Here is a 23,975-nt window from a genome sequence, read left to right on the forward strand (position 1 = left end):
ATGGTGAGGCCGCAAACGCCAGGGGGCGGCGTTCAAGTAGACCCGTACACCGTTATTTAACACCTGCGGCCGCATTCACACGCGCTGTACTAAAACGCTACAAGAGTCGGGCGATCATCCATGTCGGCACTTCATCGGTTCCGTTTCTCCCGCTTCACGCGGATCCTGGCCACGACCTTGGCGGGCGCGTTGCTGCTGTCCACCGGCGCGCTGGCCTCGTTCCGCCTGATCCCCATAGAGATGGACATGGAGCCCAGCGGGCGCGGCGCCACCCAGATCTTCCGGGTGGAGAACGACGGCAAGGACCCCGTGGCCATCGATGTCAAGGTCATGGCGCGCGGCATGGACCAGGACGGCCAGGATGTCCTGACCGACGCTGAAGACAGCTTCGCCATCGTGCCCGAGCAGATCATCCTGCAGCCCGGCGAGAACCAGTCCATCCGCGTGCAATGGTCGGGCGATCCCAAGCCGGCCAAGGAACTGCCCTTCCGCCTGGTGGCGGAACAGTTGCCCATCGACCTGGGCGGCACGCCCGTGCAGGGCGGGCAGGTGAAGCTGCTGGTGAAGTACGTCGCCTCGCTCTACGTCGTGCCTGAGGGGGCCAAGCCCAAGCTGACCGTGGTGTCGGCCGGGCCCAGGCCCGCCACGGCACCGGCCACCGGCACCGTCATGGAAGTGGTGGTGCGCAACGACGGCACCTCGCGCCAGGTCATGCGCGACCTGGAGGTGACCGCCCAAGTGAACGGCAAGACCGTCACCCTGCGCAAGGAGCAGCTGACGGGCATGGTCGGTGAAAACGTCCTTGCCGGGGTCACCCGCCATTTCCATATCCCCTGGCCGGCGGACCTGCCCCAGGGCCCCGCCACGGTGACCCTGTCGGTGCCCTGACCTTTTCCCCCTAGTACCCTGAGACGAGGACGGCGTTGCGCCTGTCGCGCCTGAATACCGGTAACCGCCTGTTCGGCGGCGCCTTTCCCTTTGACCGCCCCGGCCGTTTGCGCCGGGGCGCGCTTGTTTGCGCCCTGATGGCGGCCCTGCTGGTGTCGGGCGCGGCGCAGGCCCAGACGGCCCCGCCCGCCAACCAGAACACCGAGGCCTTGTTTGAGAAGACCTTCGGCAAGAAGAAGAAGGCGGAAAAGGCCACCACCCTGGACCTGCCGGTGAAGGTGGAGGGGCGCGAGGTCGGCCAGGTGCCGGCCAAGGTGGCGCCCGACCCCGCCGAAACCCAGGTGGACCTGAACCGCCTGGCCCTGCTGCTGCGCGACTTCGTCCAACCCAAGGCGCTCAGCGACCTGGTGGCCCAGGCCGGGCCCGACGGCTATGCCAAGCTGGGCGCGCTGAGCCTGGGCGGGCCCGCCGGCGGCCCCAGGAGCGGCCCGGGGGCCGCCGCCATTTCCATAACGGTGGACCCCAAGGAGCTGACCCTGTCGGTCAAGGTGCCGCCGCAGTTGCGGGCCGTGCGCAACCTGACGGTGGTGAACCGCGCCAACGCCGCCAGCGGCTACCAGGTGCTGGAGCCGGCGGACGCCGCCGCCTACATCAATCTGCGCACCGCCCAGGTCTTCCTGGCCCAACCCGCCACCGACAGCGGCAACTACCGCCAGCCCCTGAACGTCGGGCTGGATGGCGGCGGCAACATCGACGGCTGGTCCTTTGAATGGGAAGGACAGTACCAGGAACAGTACAGCCACCACTTCATGCGCGGCACCGCCCGGCTGATCCGCGACTTTCCCGAAGACGCCGTGCGCCTGCAGGCCGGCGACCTGGACTATTCCATCACCGGCATCCAGACCAACCGGCCCCTGACCGGCCTGTCCATCGCCCGCAACTACACCCTGCAGCCCTATCGCGCCATCCAACCCACGGGCAGCCGCGACTTCATCCTGGATTCGCCATCGACGGTGGAGGTGCTGGTGAACGGCCGTCCCACCCGCGTCTTCCGTGAGGATGCCGGGCCCGTGAACCTGTCCGACTTTCCCGGCACGTCCGGCACCAACGACGTGCAGGTGCGCATCACCGACGCCTATGGCCAGACGCGGATCATCGACTTCCCCTTCTTCTTCGATTCCGAGCTGCTGGCCGAGGGGGTGTCGGAGTTCAACTATACGGTGGGCATCCCCTACACCACCGGCACCGACCGCCTGATCTATGACCGCAGCCGCCCCACCTTTTCCGCCTATCATCGTCAGGGCATCACCGACGACCTGACCCTGGGCGCCAGCCTGCAGGCGGACAAAAGCCAGCAGGTCATCGGCACGGAGGTGCTGTTCGTCACCGGCCTGGGCACCATCGGCATCAACCCAGGGGCCAGCCTGGGCGCGTCGCGTGGGGCGTCCGTGGACCTGACCTACCGCGACTATACGAACGACGAGCAGTTCTACCAGCAGCGCACCCTGACGGCGCAGGGCAGCTGGCGGTCCGGCGGCTATGCCAGCCTGGGCACCCTGGACCCGCGCAACACCGTGTCCTACGACCTGTCCGCCCGCTACGGCCAGCCGTTGGACGAGGATCTGACCGCGACGCTCAGCGGCCGCTATCAGCTGGTGCGCGACGATAGCCAGATCGACGGCTATTCGGTCGATCTGGGCTTCCGCCGCCGCTTCGGGCGCCACGCCACGCTGGAGTTGACCTTCAGCCGGGCGCGCAACACCGTCACGCGTGAGGCGGACAACAGCGCCTACCTCGCCTTCCGCTACACCTTCGGCGACGGCGTGCAGTCCGCCGGCTACACCATGGACACGCTGAGCCGCCAGCGTGAGCTGGACTGGCGCTACCAGGATCCGTGGCCCACCAATTCCTGGAACCTGTCGGTGGACGCCACCAACACCACCGGCACCTACCAGGCCAGCGGCTCGGCCGGCTACACCATGGACCGGTTCGAGGCGTCCGTCCGCCATGACTACAGCCAGCGCCTGTCCACTCTGGACGGGCCGCTGCAGAATGACGAGCGCACCACCCTGAACTTCGCCACCGGCCTGGTCTTCGCCGACGGCCATGTCGGCGTCACGCGGCCGGTGACCAACAGCTTCGCCCTGGTGGTCCCCCACCCCCGCATCGCGGATGAGGAGATTGGCGTTGATCCCGTCACCGGCCACTACCTGTCGTCCAGCGACTGGCTGGGCCCGCCGGTGGTGCCCAACATCTCCGCCTACCTGGTGCGGCCGCTGTTGCTGGACGTGCCGGACGCGCCCATGGGCTATGACATCGGCAACGACCGTCCGGCCATCGTGCCGGGCAACCACACCGGCACCCTGGTGCCCATCGGTACCGACGCCACCGTGTCGCTGGACGGCGTGCTGCTGGATCCGGAGGGCAAGCCCGTGCCCCTGGCGGCCGGCGTCCTGCACCGCACAGACGGCAAGGGCGTGAAGGCCGCCAACGTCAAGGATCCCAAGACCGGGCAGGAGGTGCAGTTCTTCACCAACCGCAAGGGCCGCTTCCGCGTGGAGGGCGTGCGCCCCGGCGAATGGCTGATGCAGTTGACGGGCGTGCCGCACAAGCCCATCCCCGTGACGGTGCCGCCCAAGGCCGAAGGCATGTTCCCGCTGGGCACGCTGAAGCTGGAGGCGTTGCCCGGCCAGACCATCAACCTGTCGCCCACCAGGCCGGCATCGACGACGGGGGGCGGCCCCTCATGAGGAACCGGACCTTGAAGATCATGGGGATAGGGTCCGGGCCCTGGGACGCCCAAGGCGACCGGCCGGAACATTTCTTGCTTGATGACGCGGCATCGCCCGACGGCCCCCGCCGCCGGGACCATCCCCTTGACCGGGTGCGCCCGGGCGGGGACGCCGCTATTTTGGATGCCATGGACCAGCCGACCCGCCTTCGCCCGCCCTTTGCCGCCCGGTTCCGGGGCGTCCATCTCTGGGCCCTGCTGGCGCTGGCCGTGCTGATGGCCCTGCCGGCGACCACGGCCCGCGCGCTACAGAGCTGCTTCGCCCTGCTGAGCGGCCTGTCGCAGGTGACGCCCGTCACCAGCTACGACCCCTTCGCGGCCTTGCAGCCCCCGACCTACAACACGGTGACGGTGCAGTACATCGCCGGCAGCAACTGCACCTTCGGCATCGGCATCGACAGCGGCCTGTGGGGCGGCACGCGGCGCATGCTGGGCCTCAGCGGCAACTGGCTGAGCTATGACCTGTACAAGGACGCGGCGCTGACCCAGCGGGTGGGCGACTCCGGCACCGGCAACGTCAGCAACCTGATCACCGGCTCGGTCAACAACGGCCGGGGCACCCAGACGGCCACCACCGGCTTCTACGCCTCCGTCCCCGCCGGCCAGCTGGTGGGGTCCAGCTACTACTTCGACCAGGTGACGGTGACATTGTATCAGCTGAACAGCTCAGGCGGGGTCGTCGCCGTCATGGACAGCGCCATCGTCCAGGTGCGGGCGACCGTGCGCACCTCCGTCTCCGCCACCGTCAATGTCGGCGGCGTGCGCACCAACCTGGGCGCGTCGGCCGCCAACGTGGATTTCGGAGAGCTGACCACCGGCGCCAGCCGCAGCTTCGACCTGGAGGTGTCGGGCAACACCGGCTACAGCGTCTCCATCCAGTCGCAGAACGGCGGCAGGCTGGTGAACAACGGTGCCGGCACCTCGATTCCCTACAGCATGACCGTGGATGGCCGGGGCGTGCCGTCCAGCGGCACCACCCTGACGTATTACAGCTATTCCAGCCTGGACCGGCACACCTTCATTGTCGTCATCGGCGACGTCACCAAGGTCATCGCCGGCACCTACACCGACTATCTGCTGATGACGGTGACGGCGAACTGACGTAAGCTCTGGATCAGCGTCCAGGATCACCCATTTGATCCGACGCGGGGGGCCGCAGAAGGCGGTGACCCCACATGCACGACAGATGGCGCCGGCCCCGCCGGCGTCCTTGGAGACTAAAATGTCCCAGCATCTGCCCGATACGCCCCATGCCCCCGCGCATGGTGTTTGTTTGGCCCTGACCGTCGCCGCCACCCTGGCCCTGGCCTCCGCCGCCTGGGCGGCCGGCACCAGCGGCACCATCCATATCGGCGCAACCGTGCCCACCGTGTGCACCGTCGCGGTTACCGACAGCAACGCCACGCTGGATTTGGTCAACGGCCAGAACGCCGTGGCCGTCGGATCGGTGACGGAACAGTGCAACGCCGGCAGCGGCTATACCGTCTCGGTCGCGTCGGCCAACAGCGGCACGCTGAAAAGCAGCGCCACCGGATCCGGCGCCGTGGCCTACAACCTGACCTACGACAACACGGCGGTCGCCAAGAACGGGTCGCTGACCACGGACCGGTCCGGGTCCGGCCAGGCCCGCCAGGGCACGCTGGCCGTCAGCCTGCCGGGCAACAGCCAGGCCGTGGCCGGGCAGTACCAGGACACGGTCACCATCTCGATCGCCGCGAAATAACTCCTCAAATCACTTGCCCTTGGTCGGGCCCAGGACCGATCCTGCGGCCTGAAGGCGGCCCCCCTTTTCCGGGTGAGATGGCCGCCACGAGGAATGAAGGGGAAGCGATGCGTCGTTCGATGGTAGCCGCCCGCCTGGCGGCAGCCCTGGTTTGCCTGTCCGCCACCGCCCATGCCGCCGAGGCCCCGAAGCCGGCAACGAAGGCCGGCCCCGTCGCGGCCGACGTGCTGGCCGCGTCCAGCCCCGCGGATTGGCGGTCCCCCGACCCGGAAAACCTGCTGTACATGGACCTGGCCCAGGGCCGGGTGATCATCGAGCTGGCGCCCGCCTTCGCCCCGGCGCATGTCGACAACATCCGCAAGCTGGTGCGCGAGGGCTGGTTTGACGGCCTGGCCGTGGACCGGGTGCAGGACAATTACGTCACCCAGTGGGGCGACGCCGACAACACCCGCACGCCCAAGACGGCACAGACCAAGCTGGCGCCCGAATTCGTGGTGCGTGGCGCCGCCGTGGCCAAGCTGCCTTTCACCCCCCTGCCCGACCGCGACACCTACGCCCCCGAGGCGGGCTACAGCGACAGCTTCCCCACGGCGCGCGACGCCAAGGGCCAGCAGGCCTGGCTGATCCATTGCTACGGCATGGTGGGCGTGGGCCGCGACATGGCGCTGGACAGCGGCAGCGGGGCGGAACTGTATGCCGTCATCGGCCAGGCGCCGCGCCACCTGGACCGCAACATCACCGTCGTGGGCCGGGTCCTGCGCGGCATGGACATCCTGAGCAGCCTGCCACGCGGCACCGCCGCCCTGGGCTTTTACGACAAGCCGGAACAGCGCGTTCCCATCGCCAAGGTGCGGTTGGCGGCCGACCTGCCGGCGGACCAGCGCGAGAAGCTGACGGTGCTGCGCACCGACACCCCCACCTGGGCCGCCTATGTCGAGGCGCGGCGTAACCGGCGGGAGGATTTCTTCCCCGTGCCGGCGGGGCACGTGGACGTTTGTAATATCCCCCTACCCATCCGTATGGCGGATACGTCCAAATAAGGTCCATAGGGTAGAAGCGGGGGCAACCAACCCCGCCCGGCCCTAACCTAAAGAACACGTCGGCGCCGTTGCATCCTGCAAGGTCCAACGTTGACAGCGCTGGGCGATTGCTTGAGAAACTGCAAGCTGCAATGCCTGACGCATTTCCGATGAGGATAGGCGCTGGCTTCAAGTCTCGGTGAAAGCGTCCGCCCTATGGAAACCCGTCCGCGCCGCGTCCTGATCGTCGAACCCACACCGTCCCTGGCCGCCGCCTACAGCCAGGCGCTGCGCAAGGATGGGCATGCCCTGCAGGTGGTGGATACGGCGCCGGCCGCCCGCCGCGCCCTGGCGGAGGCGCCGGCCGACGTGGTGCTGCTGAACCTGCAGCTGCCGGGCGGCAACGGCCTGGATCTGCTGAAGGAACTGAAGGCCGACGCCAAGGCGCCGCAGGTGGTGGCGCTGACGGCCCAGGGCTCGGTGCAGATGGCGGTGGACGTCATGCGCGCCGGCGCGGTGGACGTGCTGCTGCTGCCGGCGGGCACGGAGCGCCTGCGCCAAGCCATGGCCGCCGCCCTCGCCGAACGGGCGAAGGTGCTGGAGGCGGCCCCGCCCACCGCCCCGGTGGAGGATCCGCTGGGCTATCTGGGCTTCGTCGGCACCTCGCCCGCCATGCGCGGCGTCTACCGCATGATCGAGGCGGCGGCGCCATCCAAGGCCACGGTGTTCATCACCGGTGAGAGCGGCACAGGCAAGGAGGTCTGCGCGGAGGCCATCCACCGCCGCAGCCCGCGCGTCGGGCGCCCCTTCATCCCGGTGAACTGCGCCGCCATTCCCAAAGACCTGATGGAAAGCGAGATCTTCGGCCATGTGAAGGGCGCCTTCACGGGGGCGACGACGGATCACGCCGGCGCGGCGTTGCAGGCCGACGGCGGCACGCTGTTCCTGGACGAAATCGGCGAGATGGACCTGTCGCTGCAGGCCAAGCTGCTGCGTTTCCTGCAAACCGGCATGGTCAAGAAGGTGGGCAGCGAGAAGGCGGAGGCCGTGGACGTGCGCATCGTCTGCGCCACCAACCGCGACCCCTTCGCCGAGGTGCAGGCCGGCCGCTTCCGCGAGGACCTGTTCTACCGCCTGCAGGTCATTTCCATCGAGTTGCCGCCCTTGCGCGACCGTGGCGACGACATCCTGCTGATCGCGCGGGAGTTCCTGGCCAAGTACACGCAGGAGGAACGCAAGTCCTTCACCGGCTTCAGCGATGAGGCGGAGGAGATCATGCGCACCTACAACTGGCCGGGCAACGTCCGCCAGCTGCTGAACGTGGTGCGCAACGTGGTGGTGCTGAACGACGGCGCCGTCATCCAGCCCTTCATGCTGCCGCCGCCGCTGAACAAGCCCACCATGATCGTCCCGCCCATGCTGAACGACCCGCGCTGGGCGGCCATGGCGGGGCCCATGCCCTTCCCCTTCACGCCGCCGCCAGCCGCCAATCTGGCCGGCCCGGCCTCTGGCGGAACGCTGGGCGGCGTGGCGCCAAGCGGGTTCGGCATGCCGCCGATGGCACCGGCCGCACCGGCGCCGGGGGGCGTGTCGGTGGGGGGTGCCCGCATCCCCGGCGTCCCCGCCGGCGCCACCAGCTGGGCCGCCCCCATTCCGCTGGACGACGCACCCGCCGCCACCCACGACTCCGATCCCAATCCCGAGCGCCGTATCCGGCCGCTGTGGATGGTGGAGGAGGAGACGATCGAGGAAGCCATCCGCCTTTGCCAGGGCAACATCACCCGCGCCGCCGCGCTGCTGGAGATCAACCCCTGCACCATCTACCGCCGCCGCCAGAAAAAGCGCGCCACGGCCTGAAGTCCAAGGAAACGGTCATGATCACGGAAATCCGGCATATCATTTTTTCCAATGACGAGCTGAAGCTGGTCTTCCAGACGGTGCCGCTGGAGGGCTTCGACGCCAGCCGCCGCATCCTGAGCATCCAGGTGGTGGAGGGGCCGCCGCCCACGGTGAAGCTGTCCAGCGATCTGCCCACTGGCGGCGGGCGGGAGGAGATCCAGGTGGAGTCCTACCAGCTGGCCCGCCTGATCGTCGCCTATTGCCGGGAAAAGCGCATCCCCCTGCCCAAGGACGCGCTGAAGACCCTGCACGCCCAGGGCGACCAGCTGTGCTTCAGCATCATGAGCTCGCTCAGCTAGCCAAATCTTCATGGCGCGCGCCCGACTCTATGCCTTGAGCGGCCGGCCGATCGGCGCGATACTGCGAGCGATTGGCCTGCCCCCACGGGCGCGGCCGCCGGAGTAGTTGAGATGCAGATCGATAGCCAGGCCGCCGCGGCCACCGCCGCCAACGTGCTGCAGGCCAGCCTGCAATTCCAGGTACAGGCCCTGAAGCAGACCACGGACGCCCAGTCCGCCGTCGCCACCGAACTGCTGACGGGGCAGAGCGCCGGTCCCGCCCCCACCGACGGTCGCGGCCAGTTGGTCGATATCAGCGCCTGATCCCCTTTGGCGTCCCTGTCCGAAGTCCTGTCCACCGCCGTCGCCCATCATGAGGCCGGTCGGCTGGACGACGCGGAATCCCTGTACGCAGCCATCCTGGCGCAGGTGCCGGACCAGATCGACGCCCTGCACCTGACGGGTGTTCTGACCCTGCAACGGGCGGTGGGCGCGGTGCCCGCCGATCCCGCCCGGGTGGCGGCTGGCGTCAATCTGATCCGCCGCGCCCACGCCCAGCCGGATGCCGCCGCCATCCCCGATATCGCCGCCAACCTGGGGCGCGGCTTGAGCGCCCTGGCGCGCGCGCATGCCATGGCGGGTGCCCGGACCCGGGCGCTGGAAGCCTTGCTGGAAGCGCATGAGCTGGGCCTGCCCCTGACGCCGGCCGATCGCCTGGCTCTGGCCGACAACCTGTCGCTGGTGCAGGCGGTAACGGAGGCCGAGGGGCACTACCGCGCCCTGCTGCCGACCGGCCCGGCCGGCAGCGCTGAAGAGCTGCCGGCCAGGGTGGGCCTTGCCAAGCTGTTGATCGCGCGGGAACGCCGGGCTGAGGCCTTATCCCTGCTGGATGGCCTTCCGCCAACCGAGTCCCCGCGGACCGTGCCCAATGCCGATGCCCATGCCATGGCCCAGGGCCTGCGCGCGGAGCTGCTGATGACATCCAGGCCGCAAGACGCGGCGACGGCCCTGGTCGAGATGGAACGCGCCGGTGGTGTCACCGCCGACCTGCGCCATCTGTCGGGCAAGGTTCTTCAGGTCCAGGGTGACATCGCCGGCGCCCGGGCCCTGTATGCCCAGGCCCTGGCGCTGGAGCCAGGCCACGCCGCGGCCCGGCTGGCCCATGCCGAAGCCTGCCTGCGCCTGGGCGCGTGGCGGGATGGCTTCGCCGATCTGTCCTGGCGCTGGATGCGCCCCACCGCCCCCCGGCTTCATGGGACCATCCCCCTATGGGAACGGGCCGACCAGGACGTTTCCGGACGACGCCTGCTGGTCTGGGACGAGACGGAGCTGGATGCCTTGCCCCACCTGGCGCGCCTTCTGCCCCGCCTGCGGGAGCGGGGGGCGGAGGTGATCGTGGAGGTGTCGACCGGCTGGGCCGCCCTGCTGCCCACGGGGCCGGGCCAGCCGCTGGCCGGCATCGCCGTCGCCACGCGGGGAACGGATGCGGTGCGCGCCGATTTGCAGGTGCCTCTTCAGGAACTGCCCGACCGGCTGTCGCTATGGGATGCCGGGGACTTCTGGCGCGGTCCCTATCTGGCACCGCCGGCCGGCATACCGCCGCAACCGTTCGCAGGACCGGGCGTGGGCGTGGCCGCCGACACGCCGTTATCCCTGACGCCGCCCGTGCCGGCGGGCATGACGGCCGTGCCCCTGGCCATCCCCGCCGCCGACCAGCCCGAAGCCTGGGGCCGGTTGGCGGCGACCCTGGCGGCGTTGGACGCCGTGGCGCTGCCGGCCGGGCCGCTGGCCCACCTGGCCGGCGCCATGGGTCGTCCCGGTGTGGTACTGGTTCCAGTGAATGCCGACTGGCGCTGGCCGGCAGGGGCCGAGCGCACCCCCTGGTACCCCTCCCTGCGGCTGGTCCATGGCGCCGGCTGGCCCGCCAGCCTGAACCTGGAGGCGCCGTCATGAGCGGCATCCTCTACGTCACCGGCGCCGATGAGCGCTATTTCGCCACCACCCTGCTGCTGCTGGAAAGCTTCGCCCGGCGGTTGCCGGACGCGCGGCTGATGGTCTGCGACTATGGACTGGCACCCGGTCAGCAGGCCTATCTGGCGGAACGCGGGCAGTTGCTGCCCCGGCCCCAGGACTTGCCGGACACGCTGCATCCCTATGCCATGAAGGCGGCCATCCTGGACTATGTCGGCGGGCTGCCGTGGCGGGCGCTGTGCTGGATCGATGCCGACATGCTGGCCGTCGGCCTGGACGGCACCGTCATGGCCCAGCTGTTCCAGCGCCTGGAGGCGAGCGGCGCCGACATCGCGCTGACTACTGACATCAACAGCCTGGCCCTGTCCGACGTGGCCGCCATGGACAAGGGCGGCACCGGCATGGCGCCCTTCCGCGCCCTGCTGGCCGATAGCGGCGCCGATCCCGCGGCCCCCTATATCAGCGTCGGCTTTTGGCTGTGCCGGTCGCGGGACCTGCTGGTCGAATGGGACCGGCGCAGCCGGGGGATGCGACCGCATTCCTTGTTTGAGCAGAACGTCATGGCCCTGCTGATCCACGGGCCCCGCTGGGGTCATGCCGGCCGGGCGCTGCTGCTGGATCCGGTGGAATGGCAGCCGCAAAATCATCTGCTGCCGCTGATCCGCCCGTCGGGCGACGGCTATGGGGTACGGGGCCGAACCGTGCGGCTGGTGCACTGCACTTCCTGCGGCTACTGGTTCATGGACGTCTATAAAAGCCACGTCGAAGTCAACGGACGGGCCCTGGCCGGATATTTCCGCATCCTGCACAACCCGGCACTGCGCACCCTGCAGACGGACCTTTTGCACGACCATGTGACGCGCCATGGTGACGCACTGGCGCGCCACGGGCTGTTGGGGGACGCGTCCGCCGGGCGAAATCCCTGAAATAGCCGGTGAATCGGCGCCAAGTGGGCATATCTTGCCTCTGTTCACCAGGGGCGGCGCCCCCTATCCTCTCGCGATGAGAGAAGCGAGGCGGGCCCCAGGGGCAATCCCGGGACGGGGCCGGCCGGCGGAGGAAGCATGACTGACACCACCGACAGCACACCCGCCACGCCGGAAGACGCGGCCGCCCTGACCCTACAGGCGGAAGGCCTGGCGGCACTGGAAAGCGGCGACGGCGCCCAGGCGGTATCGCTGCTGACCCAGGCCGTGGGCCTGCGCCCCGACGATGCCGTCCTGCGCGCCGACCTGGGCATGGCCCTGGAACGCCAGCAGGATAACGAGGGCGCCAAGGGCGCCTACACCATGGCGGTGGCGCTGGATCCGGACAACCCCATTTATCGCTTCAACCTGGGGGCCGCCTGCCAGCGCCTGGGCCAGGGCCATGAGGCTGCCACCCATTACCTGGACGCGCTGGAGCGCGAACCCATGCTGGCGGAGGCCTATTTCAACCTGGCCACCCTGTTCCAGGATGCCGGCCATCTGGACATCGCCGAGCAGCACTATCGCAACGCCCTGGAGGCGCGACCGGCCTATGTCGAGGCCGCCGCCAACCTGGGCCTGGTCCTGCGCCGCCTGGGCCGCCTGGGCGAGGCGCTGGATTACCTGCGCGCCACCGCCCAGGCCCAGCCCGACGCGGCGCAGACCTTTTCCAACCTGGGCCTGGTCCTGAACGAGGCCGGCCAGTACCAAGAGGCGCTGGCGGCCTTCGACCGGCTGGCGGCGCTGCGCCCCTTCGAGGCCGCCCCGCATGTGGGGCGCGCCCACGCCCTGCGTGGCCTGGGGCACCTGACCGAGGCGGCCAACGCGATTCGCCAGGCGCTGGGCCGGCCGGAACCGACCATTTCAGCGGAACTGGAAGCGGCGCAGATCGCGGCCGCGCTGCAGGCGGGCGGCAACGGGGCCGCCGCCCAGGCCCTGGTGAGCGCGTGGCGGGCCTGCGGCGTCACCCCCATCCTGCGCCATACCGAGGCCGCCCTGGGCGTGGCCCCCACGCCCCCCAGGGCCGACCCCGCCTATCTGCGGCAGATGTACGACGCCCAGGCCGCGATGTTGACGGAGCAGACGGTGGCCAGCGCCGCCGCCACGCTGTCGCCGACCCTGGCCAGCACCTTGGCGCGTCACCTGGGGCCGGCGGCCGGCACCCTGCAGGTGCTGGAGATCGACTGCGGCGTCGGCGCCCTGGCGCCGCTGCTGAAGCCGTACGCCGCCCATCTGGTGGGCGTGCATCCCTCCGACCCCGCCCTGCAAATGGCGGCCCGCAGCGGCCTCTATGACCAGCTGGTGCATGGCGACCACGCCCAGGTGCTGGAACAGTCTGCCGGCAGCGCCAACCTGATCGTATCGACGGACATCGCCAACCACCTGGGCGACCTGGCGCCCCTGGCCGCAGCGGCCGCCGACGCGCTGCTGCCCGGCGGCATCCTGGCCCTGGTGATGGACGCGGCGGAACCCTGGGCCCCCGCCGTGACGCTGAAGGAAAACGGCCGCTATCTGCATCGCCGCGACGCCGTGGAGACGGCCCTGCGCCAGGCGGGCATGACGATCGTGGAAGCGGTACCCCTGCCGCCCGCCACCGCCGCCGGGGTGGAGCGTCTGCTGGTCGTCGCCCGCAAGGGCTGAACCCGGCCCCCCTTTGCGTCCGCCCGCCATGCCACCCTTTCCCTCACCCGCCCCCCACCCTTCGGGGCGGGTCTTGGCCTTGCCCCGCTATGACCGGCTGGGGGCCAGCAGCCGGCTGCGCTTCTTCGACCCGCTGCCCCATCTGGCGGCGGCGGGTCTCGACGTGAGCACGGCACCCTTTTTCGACGACGGTTACCTGCGACGGCTGTACGCCGGCCAGCCGGTGAAGGGCTGGACCCTGGCCGGCCGTTACCGCCGGCGCATGGCCGCAATGAAGGCGGCCGGGCGAACGGATCTGCTGTGGATCGAGAAGGAGGCGCTGCCCTGGTTGCCTGCGGGGGTGGAGCGTCGCCTGTTCGGGGGCCGGCCTTATGTGCTGGATTTCGACGACGCCTGGCACCTGCGCTATGCCGGCCATCGCCTGGCGCCGGTACGGCGGCTGCTGGGCCACAAGCTGGAACGGCTGGTGGCGGGCGCCACCTTGACGGTCGTGGCCAACGACGCCCTGGCCTCATGGGCGGAAGCCGCCGGCGCCCGCCGCCTGCTGCGTCTGCCCACGCCTGTGGACCTGGCCCGCTACCAAGCCGCACTGGCGCCGGATCGCCCATCTGGGAACCGCCCACCTGGGAACCGCCCACCTGGGGAATTTCGCGTGGGCTGGATCGGCACCCCGTCGTCCGCCCGTTACCTGGCCGCCTTGGCTGAGCCGCTGGCGGCCCTGGCGGCCAGCGGTCCGCTGACCCTGGTGACCATCGCCCGCCACCCCGTCGCCTTGCCCGGCGTACCGGAGGAATTCATTCCCTGGAGCGAGGCGGGCGAGACCGCCGCCCTGGCCGGCATCGACGCCGGCATCATGCCCCTGCCCCATACGCCGTTCGCGCAGGGCAAGTCGGGCTTCAAGCTGCTGCAGTACATGGCCGCCGGCAAGGCCGTGGTGGCCAGCCCGGTGGGGGAGAACCGCCGCATCGTGGCCGATGGCGTCACCGGCCTCTGGGCCGACAGCCCGGAAGGCTGGGTACAGGCGCTGGAAACGTTACGCACCGACCTGGATTTGCGCCACCGCCTCGCCGCCGCCGGCCGCGACCTGGTGGCGCGGGAGTATGACTTGGCGGTCCTGGGCCCCCGCCTGGCGGCGGCGCTGGCCCAGGTGGTCAGGGCCTGAAACACTCAGGCCGGGAACGGCGTGCCGATGTCCGCCAGGGTGGGTTGCTTGCCGTCCTTGTCCGACAGCACGGCGCCGGCGAATTCCGGCCACGGGATACCCAGCGCGGGATCATTCCACAGCAGGCCACGGTCATGGGCGGGGCTGTAAAGCGCCGTCACCTTATAGGCGATCTCGGTATCGGGGACGAGGGTGCAGAAGCCGTGGGCGAAGCCCACCGGTACCCACAACTGCCAGCCTTCCTCGGCGTCCAGTTCCACGGCGACATGGCGGCCATAGGTGGGGGAGCCTTGGCGCAGATCCACCGCCACGTCCAGGATGCGGCCGCGAATGACGCGGATCAGCTTGCCCTGGGCCGCCGGCGCCAACTGGAAGTGCAGGCCGCGCACCGTGCCCTGAATTCGCGACAGCGACTGGTTGTCCTGGACGAAGGGGCCCGTGATGCCGGCGGCCGTGTGCTTTTCGTCGTTCCAGCTCTCCACGAACCATCCCCGCTCGTCGCCGAAGCGACGGGGCTTCACCATGACCAGGCCATCGATGTCCAGACGCTTCACGTCCATGCTGGGTTCCCACTTTATCTGCCGGTTGTGCCGTGCCGCCCGGGATACGCCGGAGACCATCAGAAGTCCAGGGCCGCGCCGTCCCGCAGCACGGTGTCGGCCGCCGGCGTGTAGCGCCCGCCCTCATCATGCAACACCAGGCCCGACAGCAGGCGGGCCGGGGTGCGGGCGCCCAGGCGGGCGCGGACGATGACGCGCTTGGCCTCCGTGCCGGCGCGGGGCCACAGGGGATAGAGCACCACGGCGCCGAAGCGGCCAGCCAGGCGGGCCAGGATCTCATCCACCCGGTCGGCGCGATGGATCATGGTCAATGTGCCGCGCGGCGCCAGCAGGCGGGCCGCCGCCGCGACCCAGGTGGCCAGATCGGCCGTGCCCTCGCCATGCGATACCGCCTTGCCCGCCCGTGGGGAACGGGTATGGCGGCCGCCGGGATAAAAGGGCGGGTTGGTCATGACATGGTCGAAGCGGCCAGCCACCAGGTCGGGATCCGATCCCGGCGGCAAGTGAGCCGGGGCCTGGGCCGCGTCGCCCAAGGTGATGCGCACCCGGGCGGCGACGCCGTTGAGTTCGGCATTGCGCCGGGCGAGGTCCGCCGCTTCGGGCTGCAGCTCCAGTCCCGCGACGCAGACACCGGGCAGCCGGGCAGCGAGACAGAAGGAGGCGGCCCCGGCGCCGCAGCCCAGATCCAGCACCCGCTCGCCCCCCTCGGCCGGCGTGGCGGCGGCCAGCAGCACGGGGTCGATGGCGGCCCTGTATCCTTGCGCCGGCTGCAACAGACGCACGCGCCCGTTCAGCAGGCGGTCCTCGGTGATGCCGCCGTCCGCGCAATCCTCCCTCCGGGGTTCCGGGGCGGCGGAGGCGAGAATCACGGGGCGGCCTCCAGTTGCGCCCGGGCCATGGCCAGCGCGGCGGTGGCGGCCGTGACGGCGCCGTCCGCCACCATCAGGCGGCGCGGAATGGCGCTGATGCTGCCTTCCACCGCGGCGGTGTAGTCGTCCAGCAGCACGGCCTCGATGCCGGCGTCGGCCAGCACGGCCCGCGCCCAGGATATCTCCACCGCGTTGTTGCTGGTCAGGATGGGTTGCATGAAGGCCTCATAGGAAGTGCGCCGGTTGGCGACGCATCGCATGCCGATTGACGCATGCGGCATAGATGGGGGGCGGCGATGTGGTCTGCCAGCTTGACCACGGGGGTTGCGCCGGTATGCTCGCTGTCCTATCCAGGGCCGTCAACAGGTCTGCGTTCCGCCACCGTTGGCCCCTACTGGCAGGAGTTCGTTTCGTGGCCGTCGTCACCCCCCTCGATCCCAAGCGCCGGAAGGCCAGTACCGATGCCCTGGAGGCGCTGGTGGAATTGGTGGCGACCGACCTGGCGGCGGTCAACGACCTCATCATCCGCCGCATGCATTCCGACGTGGAGATGATCCCCCAACTGGCGGGCTACATCGTGGCCAGCGGCGGCAAGCGCCTGCGCCCGGTGCTAACCCTGGCCGCAGCGCGCCTGTGCGGCTATCAGGGCGAACGCCACCAGCCGCTGGCGGCCTGCGTCGAATTCATCCACACCGCCACCCTGCTGCACGACGACGTGGTCGACGAAAGCGACCTGCGCCGCGGCCAGCCCTCGGCCAATGCCGTCTTCGGCAACAAGGCCAGCGTGCTGGTGGGCGACTTCCTGTTCTCCCGTGCCTTCCAGGTGATGACGGAGGACGGGTCGCTGGACGTGCTGCGCATCCTGTCCAGCGCCTCCGCCGTCATTTCCGAGGGCGAGGTGCTGCAGCTGATCACCGCCAACGACACCACCACCAGCGAGGAGGCCTATCTGGAGGTCATCCGCGCCAAGACGGCGGAGCTGTTCGCCGCCGCCTGCCGCATCGGCGCCGTGGTGGCCGGCCGCCCGGCGGCGGAGGAGGAGGCGCTGCGCAGCTACGGCCTGAACCTGGGCATCGCCTTCCAGGTGGTGGACGACGTGCTGGACTATTCCGCCGTGCAGGCCCGCCTGGGCAAGTCCATCGGCGACGACTTCCGCGAGGGCAAGATCACCCTGCCCGTCGTCCTGGCCTTCCGCCGGGGCGATGACGAGGAACGGGCCTTCTGGCGCCGCACGCTGGAGGACATCGACCAACAGGACGGCGACCTGGAGCACGCCCTGGCGCTCATGCAGCGCCACAACACCCTGCGCGACAGCGTGGAACGCGCCCGCCACTACGGCGCCATGGCCCGCGACGCCCTGGGCCTGTTCCCCGCCAGCCCCATTAAGCGCGCCCTGCTGGACGTGATCGACTTCGTCGTCGACCGGGACTTCTGAGCCCGTTCGAATCCGGATTTCGGGAAGGCGCGTCCTCACCGGCGCGCCTTTTTGCTTGGCTGTGGATGCCATCGCCCCAAAAGCGAAACGGCCGGCTTCGGGAGAAGCCGGCCGCTTGTGCGTCCCTGAGATGGTCGGAGAGAGAGGATTCGAACCTCCGGCCCCTGCCTCCCGAAAGCAGTGCTCTACCAGGCTGAGCTACTCTCCGTCTCGGGGTGGGCGGGTATATATCGACATCCGCCGGCCGCCGCAAGCCCTCTCTTTCATCCAATCGCACATCGCCGCCGCATGGGTGTCCCGCAGGGGCCAGGGGGAGCGGCCAGGGGCGACCTGTTGCCCATCGGCCACAGGGGCCCGGGAGTCTGCGCCTGCCCCGGGAAGTTCCGGTTCTCGCCATGGTTCCGCCACGGTTGGCCGCGAGTTTCAATTCCACGCCCATCAGTCGTTCGGCCTAGCAACAGACGCCGCTCAGGGCCGATCGTTTTATGGAGGTGGTATTATGACGACCGTTCGCAGCCTGCTCACCGGCCTGTTCCTGGGCCTGCCCTTCCTGGTCGCCCCCGCCATCCTGGCCGCAGCACCGCGCCCCGACGTCGCCGCCGTGGCACAGGTGGCGCCCGCCCCGGCCGCGACGCTGGCGGCCTCGCCCTCCGGCAAGCTGAAGGTCATCCCCGCCCACCTGCCCACCCGTATGGACGGCGGCGGCAAGGCGGGCGGCCTCGCCGTGCCCTGCAAGGCCACGACCACCACCATCATCAAGGCCCATGCCGGACGGAGCGTCCCGCATCAGCTGATCGCCCTGAACTGATCGGCGACTATTGGGATAGGTGCCGGCACCCGAACGACCGGCCCGCCCCCGGAGCATCCCTCATGAAGGTTGAAGCGCGAAGGGCCGGTCAGCGCCTCTGCTGACCGGCCTTTTGTGTTATGCCCGCCAGGCCCTGAGGCGGCGGGCGGCCTCTACCATCTCGGCCTCGGCGCCGGCAAAGCTGATGCGGACGGTATGATGACCGCGCAAGGGGTCGAAATCCACCCCCGGGGTCAGCGCCACCCCCGTCTCGTTCAGCAGACGGGTGCAGAAGCCCTGGGAATCATCCGTGCGGTCGGAAATGTCGGCATAGATGAAAAAGGCGCCGTCGGCCGGGGCCAGCTTGCCGAATCCGGCGCTGGGCAGCAGGTCCAGCAGAATGTCGCGGTTGCGATGATAGCGCGCGACATGGCCTTCCAGTTCCTCCACACAATCGAAGGCCGCCGCCGCCGCATGCTGCGACAGGGTGGGCGGGGAGATGTAGAGGTTCTGCGCCAGGCATTCCACCGACCGCACCAAGCGCTCCGGCACCACCGCCCATCCCAAGCGCCAGCCGGTCATGGAAAAGTATTTGGAGAAGCTGTTGACGGTGATGGCGCCCTCGCCCCCATCGACCGCCAGCGCCGTGGCCGCCGGCACCGTGCCGTATTCGATGCCGTGATAGATTTCATCGGAAATGAGCCAGACGCCATGGCGGCGGCACCAGTCGCCCACGGCCGCCATGGCGGCGGGATCCAGCATGGTGCCGGTGGGGTTGGAGGGGCTGGCCACGATCAGCCCCCGGATGGGTCCCCCGCCCCGCGCCAGCAGGTCGTCCAGCAAGGCAGGCGTGGGCTGGAAGCGCGTCTCGGGCCCGGTCGGCAGCTCCACCGGCACCAGGCCGGCCGTCTTAAGGATGTTGCGGTAGGCGGGATAGCCGGGGGCCGCCAGGGCCACGCGGTCGCCCGGGTCGAAGCCCGCCAGGAAGGCCAGGAGGAAGGCGCCGGACGATCCCGTGGTCACCACCACCCGGTGCGGGGAGATCACCACCCCATGGCGATCCTGGTACCAACGTGCTATGCCCTCTCTCAAGGCTGGCAGGCCCAGGGCATCGGTGTAGGCTAGGCGATCGGCGGCCAGGGCGTGGGCGGCCGCGGCGATCACCCCCTTCGGTGCCGGGGTGGACGGCTGGCCTATTTCCAGATGCAGGACGTCGCCGCCGGCGGCCTGTCGTGCGTTGGCGGCGCGCAGCACCTCCATCACCATGAAGGGGGAGATGGTGCTGGCGCGTACAGCGACAGCCGGGCGCATCGCCGCGCGTGGAAATTCATCCTTGGAGTATGTAGGGATCATACCTTACCGCTCGCCTGTTCGGGTATCGACGGCACCGCCGATGGAATTGACTATGTTCTTGCGACCGCGCCGCCTTGCCCGCCTGATCCTGGTCAGCCTGCTGTCCTCGGCCTTGGCCGTGGAGCCGGTGCTGGCCCAGGACCGTGGCATCAACCTGGTGCGTGACGCGGAAATCGAACACACGCTGCGCGTCTTCGCCACCCCCATCTTCCGCGCGGCCGGTATCGTTCCCGACGCGGTCACCCTGGTCCTGGTCAATGATGACGAGTTGAACGCCTTCGTGGCGGGCGGCCAGAACATGTTCGTCAACACCGGCCTGATCATGGCGGCCGACACGCCGGAACAGCTGATCGGCGTCATGGCCCACGAAACCGGCCACATGGCCGGCGGGCACCAGGTGCGCTCACGCGACGCCATCGAGAACGCCGTCATTCTGTCCACCCTGGCCACGCTGCTGAGCGTGGCGGCGGCCATCGGCGGCACGCGGCGGGGCGATGGTGGTGGTGCCGCCATGGGCGGCATCGCCGGCGCGCAGGAACTGGGCGCCCGTTCCTTCTTCGCCTTCAGCCGCGCGCAGGAGGCGTCGGCGGACGAGGCCGGCCTGTCCTACATGGAAGCCAACGGCTATTCGTCCAGGGGCATGCTGGAATTCATGGAGAAGCTGCGCCGCCAGGACGCCGGCCTGCCGCAGACCAAGCAGGTGGAGTTCCTGATGACCCACCCGCTGACCAAGAACCGCGTGGAATACATCGAGAACTTCGTCGACCACATCTCGAAGTTCACCAATGCCAAGATGCCCTCGGCCTATTACGACATGCACCAGCGCATGCGGGCCAAGCTTTACGGCTTCATCCATCCCGACCTGGCCCTGCGCAAATATCCGGAGAGTGATACCAGCGTCCCGGCGCGCTACGCCCGGTCCATCGCCTATTACCAGGTGGGCGACATCAACAAGGGCCTGAAGATCGTCGACGGCCTGATCGAGCAGGAACCGAAGAACCCCTACTTCTATGAGCTGAAGGGCCAGATCCTGTTCGAGAACGGCCGCGCCAAGGAAGCGGTCGATCCCTACCGCAATGCCGTGAAGTATGCCCCCGACAGTGCCCAGCTGCGCATGGCCCTGGGCCATGCCCTGCTGGAGGCTGGCGACGACAAGCTGGTGCGCGAGGCCATCGATGTTCTACGCTCTTCCGCCCGGGACGAGCCGCTGGTGGAGCTGACGTGGCTGTTGCTGGCCAGCGCCTACGCCCGCGCCGACATGGCGCCGCAGCTGGCCTATGCCCGCGCGGAAGAGGCCTTGGCCCGGGGCGACATCCGCGCCGCCCGCTATCACGCCGATCGGGCGGAGCAGATGCTGCCGGCCGGGTCGCCCGACTGGGTGCGGGCCCAGGACATCCGCGTGCTGGTGGAAAGCCGCCTGCCGCACAACATGCGCCCGCAACTGGCGCCCAGCAGCGGCCTGGCCTCGCCCGACACGCCCATCATCTCCACCGGGCGCATGCCGGACGACGCGTTGTCCCCCGGCGGAATCTCCGCCATCGGGGCCGGCTTCCCCAGCGTCGCCGACCTGCCCAACGCCACCACCATCGGCAGCGGCCCCACGGGCCTGGGCACGTTGGGGACGGGAACCCCGCTTGGGGGGCCACTGGGGGGCCCGCTGGGGGGGCCGATGGCTGGAACGCCGGCGGGAACGCCCTTGGGCGGCGCGGGCCGTGGCGGTCCACAACCCGGCGGACGCTGATCCTTATTGGCCGCTTTCTTTTTCTGTCACCGCAGCGGATTCGCCGCGCCGCCCGAGCCCGCCGCCCGGCCCACCGGGGGCCCGTCAGGCCGGGTCACGCGCCTGTTCCAGGACCCAGGCGGTGACCAGCGCGTCGGCGATGCGCATCATCATCAGCAAGGCCAGCCGGCGCGCGATCTCATCCAGGGGGCGCGCCAGATGCAGGTGCAGCATGGCGACCGCCCCGGCATGGGCGCCGCCGCCGCTGGAGGCCTGGGGCGTCAGCGGCCAGGCCAGCGTCATGGCGTCGTCGGTGAACTCGTGCCGCAGGTCGCCGGGGCTGCGCAGGGCGGTGGCCAGGGCGCCGGTGTCGGCCACGGTGGCCAGGGGATGGCCGGCCGCGTCCTGATAGCGCCCGCGCCCCGCCAGGATGCGCGCCGACAGGCGGTCGGCACCATAGATGACGCAGAACAAGCCATCCGCCGGCTGCTCCAGCACCTCGGCCATCTGGTCCAGCGCGGCGCCCGCCGCCGAGGACGGGCCGGACAGGGCCATCTGGCACAGACCCAGGCCCGCCACACGCTCCATGCCCAGGCAGGAGCGTTCCAGCATGCGGATGTGGTGATAGGCGCGCAGCGCCGTGATGGTGGCGGTGACCAGCTTGCGCGCGGTCAGTTCCGTCTTGGCCTTGTAGTCGTTCACATCATAGCCGGCGATCACCGCATCCTCCGGCGCCTGGCCCGGCTGGCCCGTGCGCAGGATGATGCGCACCGCCCGGTTGCCCAGTTCGTCACGGATGCGGGGCACCAGCTTCAGACCCGCGTCATCGCTTTCCATCACCACATCCAGCAGGATCATGGCGATGTCGTGCTCCCCCTTCATGACCTCCAGCGCCTCGGCGGCGGAATAGGCGGAGATGAAGGCCAAGCCGCGGCCCTGGAACGCGAACTTGCGCATGACCAGGCGGGTCATGGCATGGACCTCGGGATCATCGTCGACGATCAGCACCTGCCAGGGCGGCATGCCCGGAACCAGTTCCGAGACCTCGTCGGCCTCGTCCTCTTCCTCGTCCTGGAACAGGAAATCGTCGTCATCATCCGCCATGGTCATGGCCAACCCCACCGTCGTGCCCGGGCGTGGAAACGCATCCCCGCCGGCGTGATCCCTCGTGACCCCGGGCCAGTCCATGACCGCACAGCGCCGCGGCCCTGGCAAGCGCGACGATAGGTAGCCTACAAATGTAGGCAGCCGCCCGTTCGCGCACGACGACGCACCCGGGTCCCGCCAAGGCTTGCGGCATTGCGCCCCGTCGCCGGCTGGTCCATGCTGCCGGCCTTCGCCGTTCCCCGAAGGTTCGGGCCGCAAACCGGAGTTCGTCTCGATGTCGCGTACCATCGCCGCCACCCTCTACGCCACCGTGGCGCTCGCCGGCCTGGCGGTCGTCAGCCCCGTCTTCGCCGCCGACAAACCGATGAGCGACAAGCCGGTGGCCGACAAGGGCCCCTATGACAAGGCACAGGTGGAACAGATCGTCCATGACTACCTTCTGGCCCATCCCGAGGTGATCGCCGAGGCCGTGCAGGCCCTGCAGGACAAGAGCGAGGCGGAAGAGGCCAAGGCCGCCGCCGACGCGCTGGTGAAGCACAAGGATGAGCTGTTCGCCTCCAAAACCTCCCCCGCCGGCGGCAACCTGAAGGGCGACGTGACGATGGTGGAGTTCTTCGACTACCAGTGCGGCTACTGCAAGCACACCCAGCCGGAGATGGACGCCGCCATCAAGAAGGACGGCAAGGTCCGCATCGTCTACAAGGAATTCCCCATCCTGGGCCCGGCGTCGGTCATCGCCGCCAAGGCCGCCCTGGCCGCCAACATGCAGGGCAAGTACGACACCGTGCATGCGGCGCTGATGGCCGCCACCGGCAAGCTGGACAAGGACCGCATCCTGTCCATCGCCAAGGACGCCGGCGCCGACACCGACCGTCTGGCCAAGGACATGGAGTCCCCGGCGGTGCAGAAGGAGATCGACGCCAACCTGGCGCTGGCCGACACGCTGAACATCCACGGCACGCCCGGCTTCGTCATCGGCAACACCCTGGTGCCGGGCGCCATCGGCGCCGACGCCTTCAAGGATCTGTTCGCCAAGGCCCGCGGCGCCAAGAGCTGATCCCCCGTAAGGTCACACCAGCAGGCGTCAGGCCGGTTTTCAGGGCGACGGACGGACAGCGGGGCGCATGGGCGGGCCCCGCCACATGTGTGCGTGGATTCTTGCCCCCGCTGCTGCCCGTGTTATAAAGCGGCCTTCGACGAACGCCGCGCGGGGGACGCATACCCCCGCACGTTCGGTTTTTGAGACGTACGTACGCAAAGGCGATACACCCTTGGCCATCGCGCCCTCCGTCCTGATCCTGAACGGTCCGAACCTCAACATGCTGGGGATTCGCGAGCCGCACATCTATGGCGCGGAGACGCTGGAGGATATCGAGAACGCTTGCCAGGAGACGGCCGCGCGCCTGGGCCTGGAGGTGGATTTCCGCCAGTCCAACCATGAGGGCGAACTGGTGACCTGGATTCAGGATTCCCGTGGCGAACATGATGCCATCATCCTGAACGCCGGCGCGTACACACATACATCCATCGCCATCCACGACGCGCTGAGCGCCGTGGGCCTGCCGGTGGTCGAGGTGCATTTGAGCAACATCTTCCGGCGCGAGCCGTTCCGGCACCATTCCTATGTGTCGCCGGTCGCGAAGGGTGTCATCTGCGGCTTCGGCTCGCAGGGCTACCTGCTGGCGCTGCAGGCGGCGGCCCGCCTGATCGACAGCCCATCCCCAGCGTGACCCGTGACAGGGCAATCGTAACGCCGGCACCGGCGCAGCACCCACGGGCAACCGGCCTACCCCAACAAATCGATCGA

General features: G+C 69.4%; 22 protein-coding genes and 1 tRNA gene. 17 read left to right on the top strand and 6 right to left on the bottom strand.

What is annotated here, in order from left to right; all coding sequences use genetic code 11:
- Window positions 1-120 precede the first annotated feature (120 nt).
- The 12 genes from FBZ89_RS24760 to FBZ89_RS24815 all read left to right on the top strand — a co-directional run bounded on the left by FBZ89_RS24760 (window position 121) and on the right by FBZ89_RS24815 (window position 14,337).
- Window positions 121-888: a fimbrial biogenesis chaperone gene (locus FBZ89_RS24760; protein WP_145753090.1), complete on the top strand. Its 768-nt coding sequence runs from the start codon at window positions 121-123 to the stop codon at window positions 886-888.
- Window positions 889-923: 35 nt separating this feature from the next.
- Window positions 924-3,638, top strand: a complete 2,715-nt coding sequence (locus FBZ89_RS24765) for a fimbria/pilus outer membrane usher protein (RefSeq protein WP_246172550.1) — start codon at window positions 924-926, stop codon at window positions 3,636-3,638.
- 170 nt (window positions 3,639-3,808) lie between these two features.
- Window positions 3,809-4,780 carry a spore coat protein U domain-containing protein gene (locus FBZ89_RS24770; protein WP_145753092.1) on the top strand — a complete coding sequence of 324 codons (972 nt, stop codon included), beginning with the start codon at window positions 3,809-3,811 and terminating at the stop codon, window positions 4,778-4,780.
- Between the two features lie 121 nt (window positions 4,781-4,901).
- Entirely contained in the window at window positions 4,902-5,402 is a 501-nt protein-coding gene (locus tag FBZ89_RS24775) for a spore coat protein U domain-containing protein (RefSeq protein ID WP_186457563.1), read from the top strand.
- A gap of 107 nt (window positions 5,403-5,509) precedes the next feature.
- Entirely contained in the window at window positions 5,510-6,442 is a 933-nt protein-coding gene (locus FBZ89_RS24780; protein WP_186457564.1) for a peptidylprolyl isomerase, read from the top strand.
- Window positions 6,443-6,637: 195 nt separating this feature from the next.
- On the top strand, window positions 6,638-8,278 hold the full coding sequence (locus FBZ89_RS24785; RefSeq protein ID WP_145753096.1) for a sigma-54-dependent transcriptional regulator: 1,641 nt from the start codon (window positions 6,638-6,640) through the stop codon (window positions 8,276-8,278).
- Between the two features lie 17 nt (window positions 8,279-8,295).
- Window positions 8,296-8,619, top strand: coding sequence for a hypothetical protein (locus FBZ89_RS24790; RefSeq protein WP_145753097.1), 324 nt, complete (start codon window positions 8,296-8,298; stop codon window positions 8,617-8,619).
- Between the two features lie 111 nt (window positions 8,620-8,730).
- Window positions 8,731-8,922 carry a hypothetical protein gene (locus FBZ89_RS24795; protein ID WP_145753099.1) on the top strand — a complete coding sequence of 64 codons (192 nt, stop codon included), beginning with the start codon at window positions 8,731-8,733 and terminating at the stop codon, window positions 8,920-8,922.
- Between the two features lie 6 nt (window positions 8,923-8,928).
- Window positions 8,929-10,551, top strand: a complete 1,623-nt coding sequence (locus FBZ89_RS24800) for a tetratricopeptide repeat protein (RefSeq protein ID WP_145753100.1) — start codon at window positions 8,929-8,931, stop codon at window positions 10,549-10,551.
- Complete coding sequence (locus tag FBZ89_RS24805; protein ID WP_145753102.1) at window positions 10,548-11,495, top strand: hypothetical protein; 948 nt, start codon at window positions 10,548-10,550, stop codon at window positions 11,493-11,495. Before FBZ89_RS24800 ends, FBZ89_RS24805 begins: the two co-directional genes overlap by 4 nt.
- A gap of 138 nt (window positions 11,496-11,633) precedes the next feature.
- Window positions 11,634-13,175 carry a tetratricopeptide repeat protein gene (locus FBZ89_RS24810; protein WP_145753103.1) on the top strand — a complete coding sequence of 514 codons (1,542 nt, stop codon included), beginning with the start codon at window positions 11,634-11,636 and terminating at the stop codon, window positions 13,173-13,175.
- A gap of 73 nt (window positions 13,176-13,248) precedes the next feature.
- Window positions 13,249-14,337 (top strand): glycosyltransferase, encoded by a 1,089-nt coding sequence (locus tag FBZ89_RS24815; RefSeq protein ID WP_186457565.1) that lies wholly within the window; start codon window positions 13,249-13,251, stop codon window positions 14,335-14,337.
- Window positions 14,338-14,342: 5 nt separating this feature from the next.
- On the opposite strand, the gene rfbC is transcribed toward FBZ89_RS24815, so the two are convergent.
- Genes rfbC through FBZ89_RS24830 form a run of 3 tightly spaced genes read right to left on the bottom strand, consistent with a single transcriptional unit; the run spans window position 14,343 to window position 15,984 of the window.
- Window positions 14,343-14,897 (bottom strand): dTDP-4-dehydrorhamnose 3,5-epimerase, encoded by a 555-nt coding sequence (rfbC, locus tag FBZ89_RS24820; protein ID WP_145753107.1) that lies wholly within the window; start codon window positions 14,895-14,897, stop codon window positions 14,343-14,345.
- Between the two features lie 59 nt (window positions 14,898-14,956).
- Window positions 14,957-15,766 (bottom strand): tRNA1(Val) (adenine(37)-N6)-methyltransferase, encoded by an 810-nt coding sequence (locus FBZ89_RS24825; RefSeq protein WP_342780650.1) that lies wholly within the window; start codon window positions 15,764-15,766, stop codon window positions 14,957-14,959.
- A complete protein-coding gene (locus FBZ89_RS24830) occupies window positions 15,763-15,984 on the bottom strand; it encodes a putative signal transducing protein (protein WP_145753109.1) in 222 nt (73 codons plus the stop codon). The genes FBZ89_RS24825 and FBZ89_RS24830 overlap by 4 nt, the downstream gene beginning before the upstream one ends.
- Window positions 15,985-16,178: 194 nt before the next feature.
- On the opposite strand from FBZ89_RS24830, the gene FBZ89_RS24835 reads away from it, so the two are divergent.
- Window positions 16,179-17,201, top strand: a complete 1,023-nt coding sequence (locus tag FBZ89_RS24835) for a polyprenyl synthetase family protein (protein ID WP_145753110.1) — start codon at window positions 16,179-16,181, stop codon at window positions 17,199-17,201.
- A 131-nt stretch (window positions 17,202-17,332) separates the two neighbouring features.
- Here FBZ89_RS24835 and FBZ89_RS24840 read toward each other — a convergent pair.
- Window positions 17,333-17,409: transfer RNA gene (locus FBZ89_RS24840), tRNA-Pro, on the bottom strand.
- A gap of 291 nt (window positions 17,410-17,700) precedes the next feature.
- Between FBZ89_RS24840 and FBZ89_RS24845 the strand changes: the two genes are divergently transcribed.
- Window positions 17,701-18,009 carry a hypothetical protein gene (locus tag FBZ89_RS24845; protein WP_145753112.1) on the top strand — a complete coding sequence of 103 codons (309 nt, stop codon included), beginning with the start codon at window positions 17,701-17,703 and terminating at the stop codon, window positions 18,007-18,009.
- Between the two features lie 117 nt (window positions 18,010-18,126).
- Here the strand turns inward: FBZ89_RS24845 and FBZ89_RS24850 are convergent, their stop codons facing one another.
- On the bottom strand, window positions 18,127-19,299 hold the full coding sequence (locus FBZ89_RS24850; RefSeq protein ID WP_145753113.1) for a pyridoxal phosphate-dependent aminotransferase: 1,173 nt from the start codon (window positions 19,297-19,299) through the stop codon (window positions 18,127-18,129).
- Between the two features lie 94 nt (window positions 19,300-19,393).
- Between FBZ89_RS24850 and FBZ89_RS24855 the strand changes: the two genes are divergently transcribed.
- Window positions 19,394-21,082 (top strand): M48 family metalloprotease, encoded by a 1,689-nt coding sequence (locus FBZ89_RS24855; protein WP_246172552.1) that lies wholly within the window; start codon window positions 19,394-19,396, stop codon window positions 21,080-21,082.
- An 84-nt stretch (window positions 21,083-21,166) separates the two neighbouring features.
- Here the strand turns inward: FBZ89_RS24855 and FBZ89_RS24860 are convergent, their stop codons facing one another.
- Window positions 21,167-22,171, bottom strand: coding sequence for a DUF3369 domain-containing protein (locus FBZ89_RS24860; RefSeq protein WP_186457566.1), 1,005 nt, complete (start codon window positions 22,169-22,171; stop codon window positions 21,167-21,169).
- A gap of 271 nt (window positions 22,172-22,442) precedes the next feature.
- Here FBZ89_RS24860 and FBZ89_RS24865 point away from each other — a divergent pair, with 271 nt between their 5' ends.
- Complete coding sequence (locus tag FBZ89_RS24865) at window positions 22,443-23,225, top strand: DsbA family protein (RefSeq protein ID WP_145753118.1); 783 nt, start codon at window positions 22,443-22,445, stop codon at window positions 23,223-23,225.
- A 214-nt stretch (window positions 23,226-23,439) separates the two neighbouring features.
- The gene (gene aroQ, locus FBZ89_RS24870; protein ID WP_145753120.1) at window positions 23,440-23,898 is read left to right on the top strand and encodes a type II 3-dehydroquinate dehydratase; all 459 of its coding nucleotides are present in this window, start codon (window positions 23,440-23,442) and stop codon (window positions 23,896-23,898) included.
- The last annotated feature ends 77 nt before the right edge of the window (window positions 23,899-23,975 follow it).

Origin of the sequence: Nitrospirillum amazonense (genome assembly GCF_007828045.1) — a bacterium.
GTDB classification, from domain to species: Bacteria; Pseudomonadota; Alphaproteobacteria; order Azospirillales; family Azospirillaceae; genus Nitrospirillum; species Nitrospirillum amazonense_C.

Bases quoted from the DNA above. Each gene is read 5' to 3' on its own strand.
- FBZ89_RS24760 (WP_145753090.1), top strand. From the start codon at position 121: ATGTCGGCACTTCATCGGTTCCGTTTCTCCCGCTTCACGCGGATCCTG.
- FBZ89_RS24770 (WP_145753092.1), top strand. From the start codon at position 3,809: ATGGACCAGCCGACCCGCCTTCGCCCGCCCTTTGCCGCCCGGTTCCGG.
- FBZ89_RS24775 (WP_186457563.1), top strand. From the start codon at position 4,902: ATGTCCCAGCATCTGCCCGATACGCCCCATGCCCCCGCGCATGGTGTT.
- FBZ89_RS24780 (WP_186457564.1), top strand. From the start codon at position 5,510: ATGCGTCGTTCGATGGTAGCCGCCCGCCTGGCGGCAGCCCTGGTTTGC.
- FBZ89_RS24785 (WP_145753096.1), top strand. From the start codon at position 6,638: ATGGAAACCCGTCCGCGCCGCGTCCTGATCGTCGAACCCACACCGTCC.
- FBZ89_RS24790 (WP_145753097.1), top strand. From the start codon at position 8,296: ATGATCACGGAAATCCGGCATATCATTTTTTCCAATGACGAGCTGAAG.
- FBZ89_RS24795 (WP_145753099.1), top strand. From the start codon at position 8,731: ATGCAGATCGATAGCCAGGCCGCCGCGGCCACCGCCGCCAACGTGCTG.
- FBZ89_RS24805 (WP_145753102.1), top strand. From the start codon at position 10,548: ATGAGCGGCATCCTCTACGTCACCGGCGCCGATGAGCGCTATTTCGCC.
- FBZ89_RS24810 (WP_145753103.1), top strand. From the start codon at position 11,634: ATGACTGACACCACCGACAGCACACCCGCCACGCCGGAAGACGCGGCC.
- rfbC (WP_145753107.1), bottom strand. From the start codon at position 14,897: ATGGACGTGAAGCGTCTGGACATCGATGGCCTGGTCATGGTGAAGCCC.
- FBZ89_RS24830 (WP_145753109.1), bottom strand. From the start codon at position 15,984: ATGCAACCCATCCTGACCAGCAACAACGCGGTGGAGATATCCTGGGCG.
- FBZ89_RS24845 (WP_145753112.1), top strand. From the start codon at position 17,701: ATGACGACCGTTCGCAGCCTGCTCACCGGCCTGTTCCTGGGCCTGCCC.
- FBZ89_RS24850 (WP_145753113.1), bottom strand. From the start codon at position 19,299: ATGCGCCCGGCTGTCGCTGTACGCGCCAGCACCATCTCCCCCTTCATG.
- FBZ89_RS24855 (WP_246172552.1), top strand. From the start codon at position 19,394: ATGTTCTTGCGACCGCGCCGCCTTGCCCGCCTGATCCTGGTCAGCCTG.
- FBZ89_RS24860 (WP_186457566.1), bottom strand. From the start codon at position 22,171: ATGACCATGGCGGATGATGACGACGATTTCCTGTTCCAGGACGAGGAA.
- FBZ89_RS24865 (WP_145753118.1), top strand. From the start codon at position 22,443: ATGTCGCGTACCATCGCCGCCACCCTCTACGCCACCGTGGCGCTCGCC.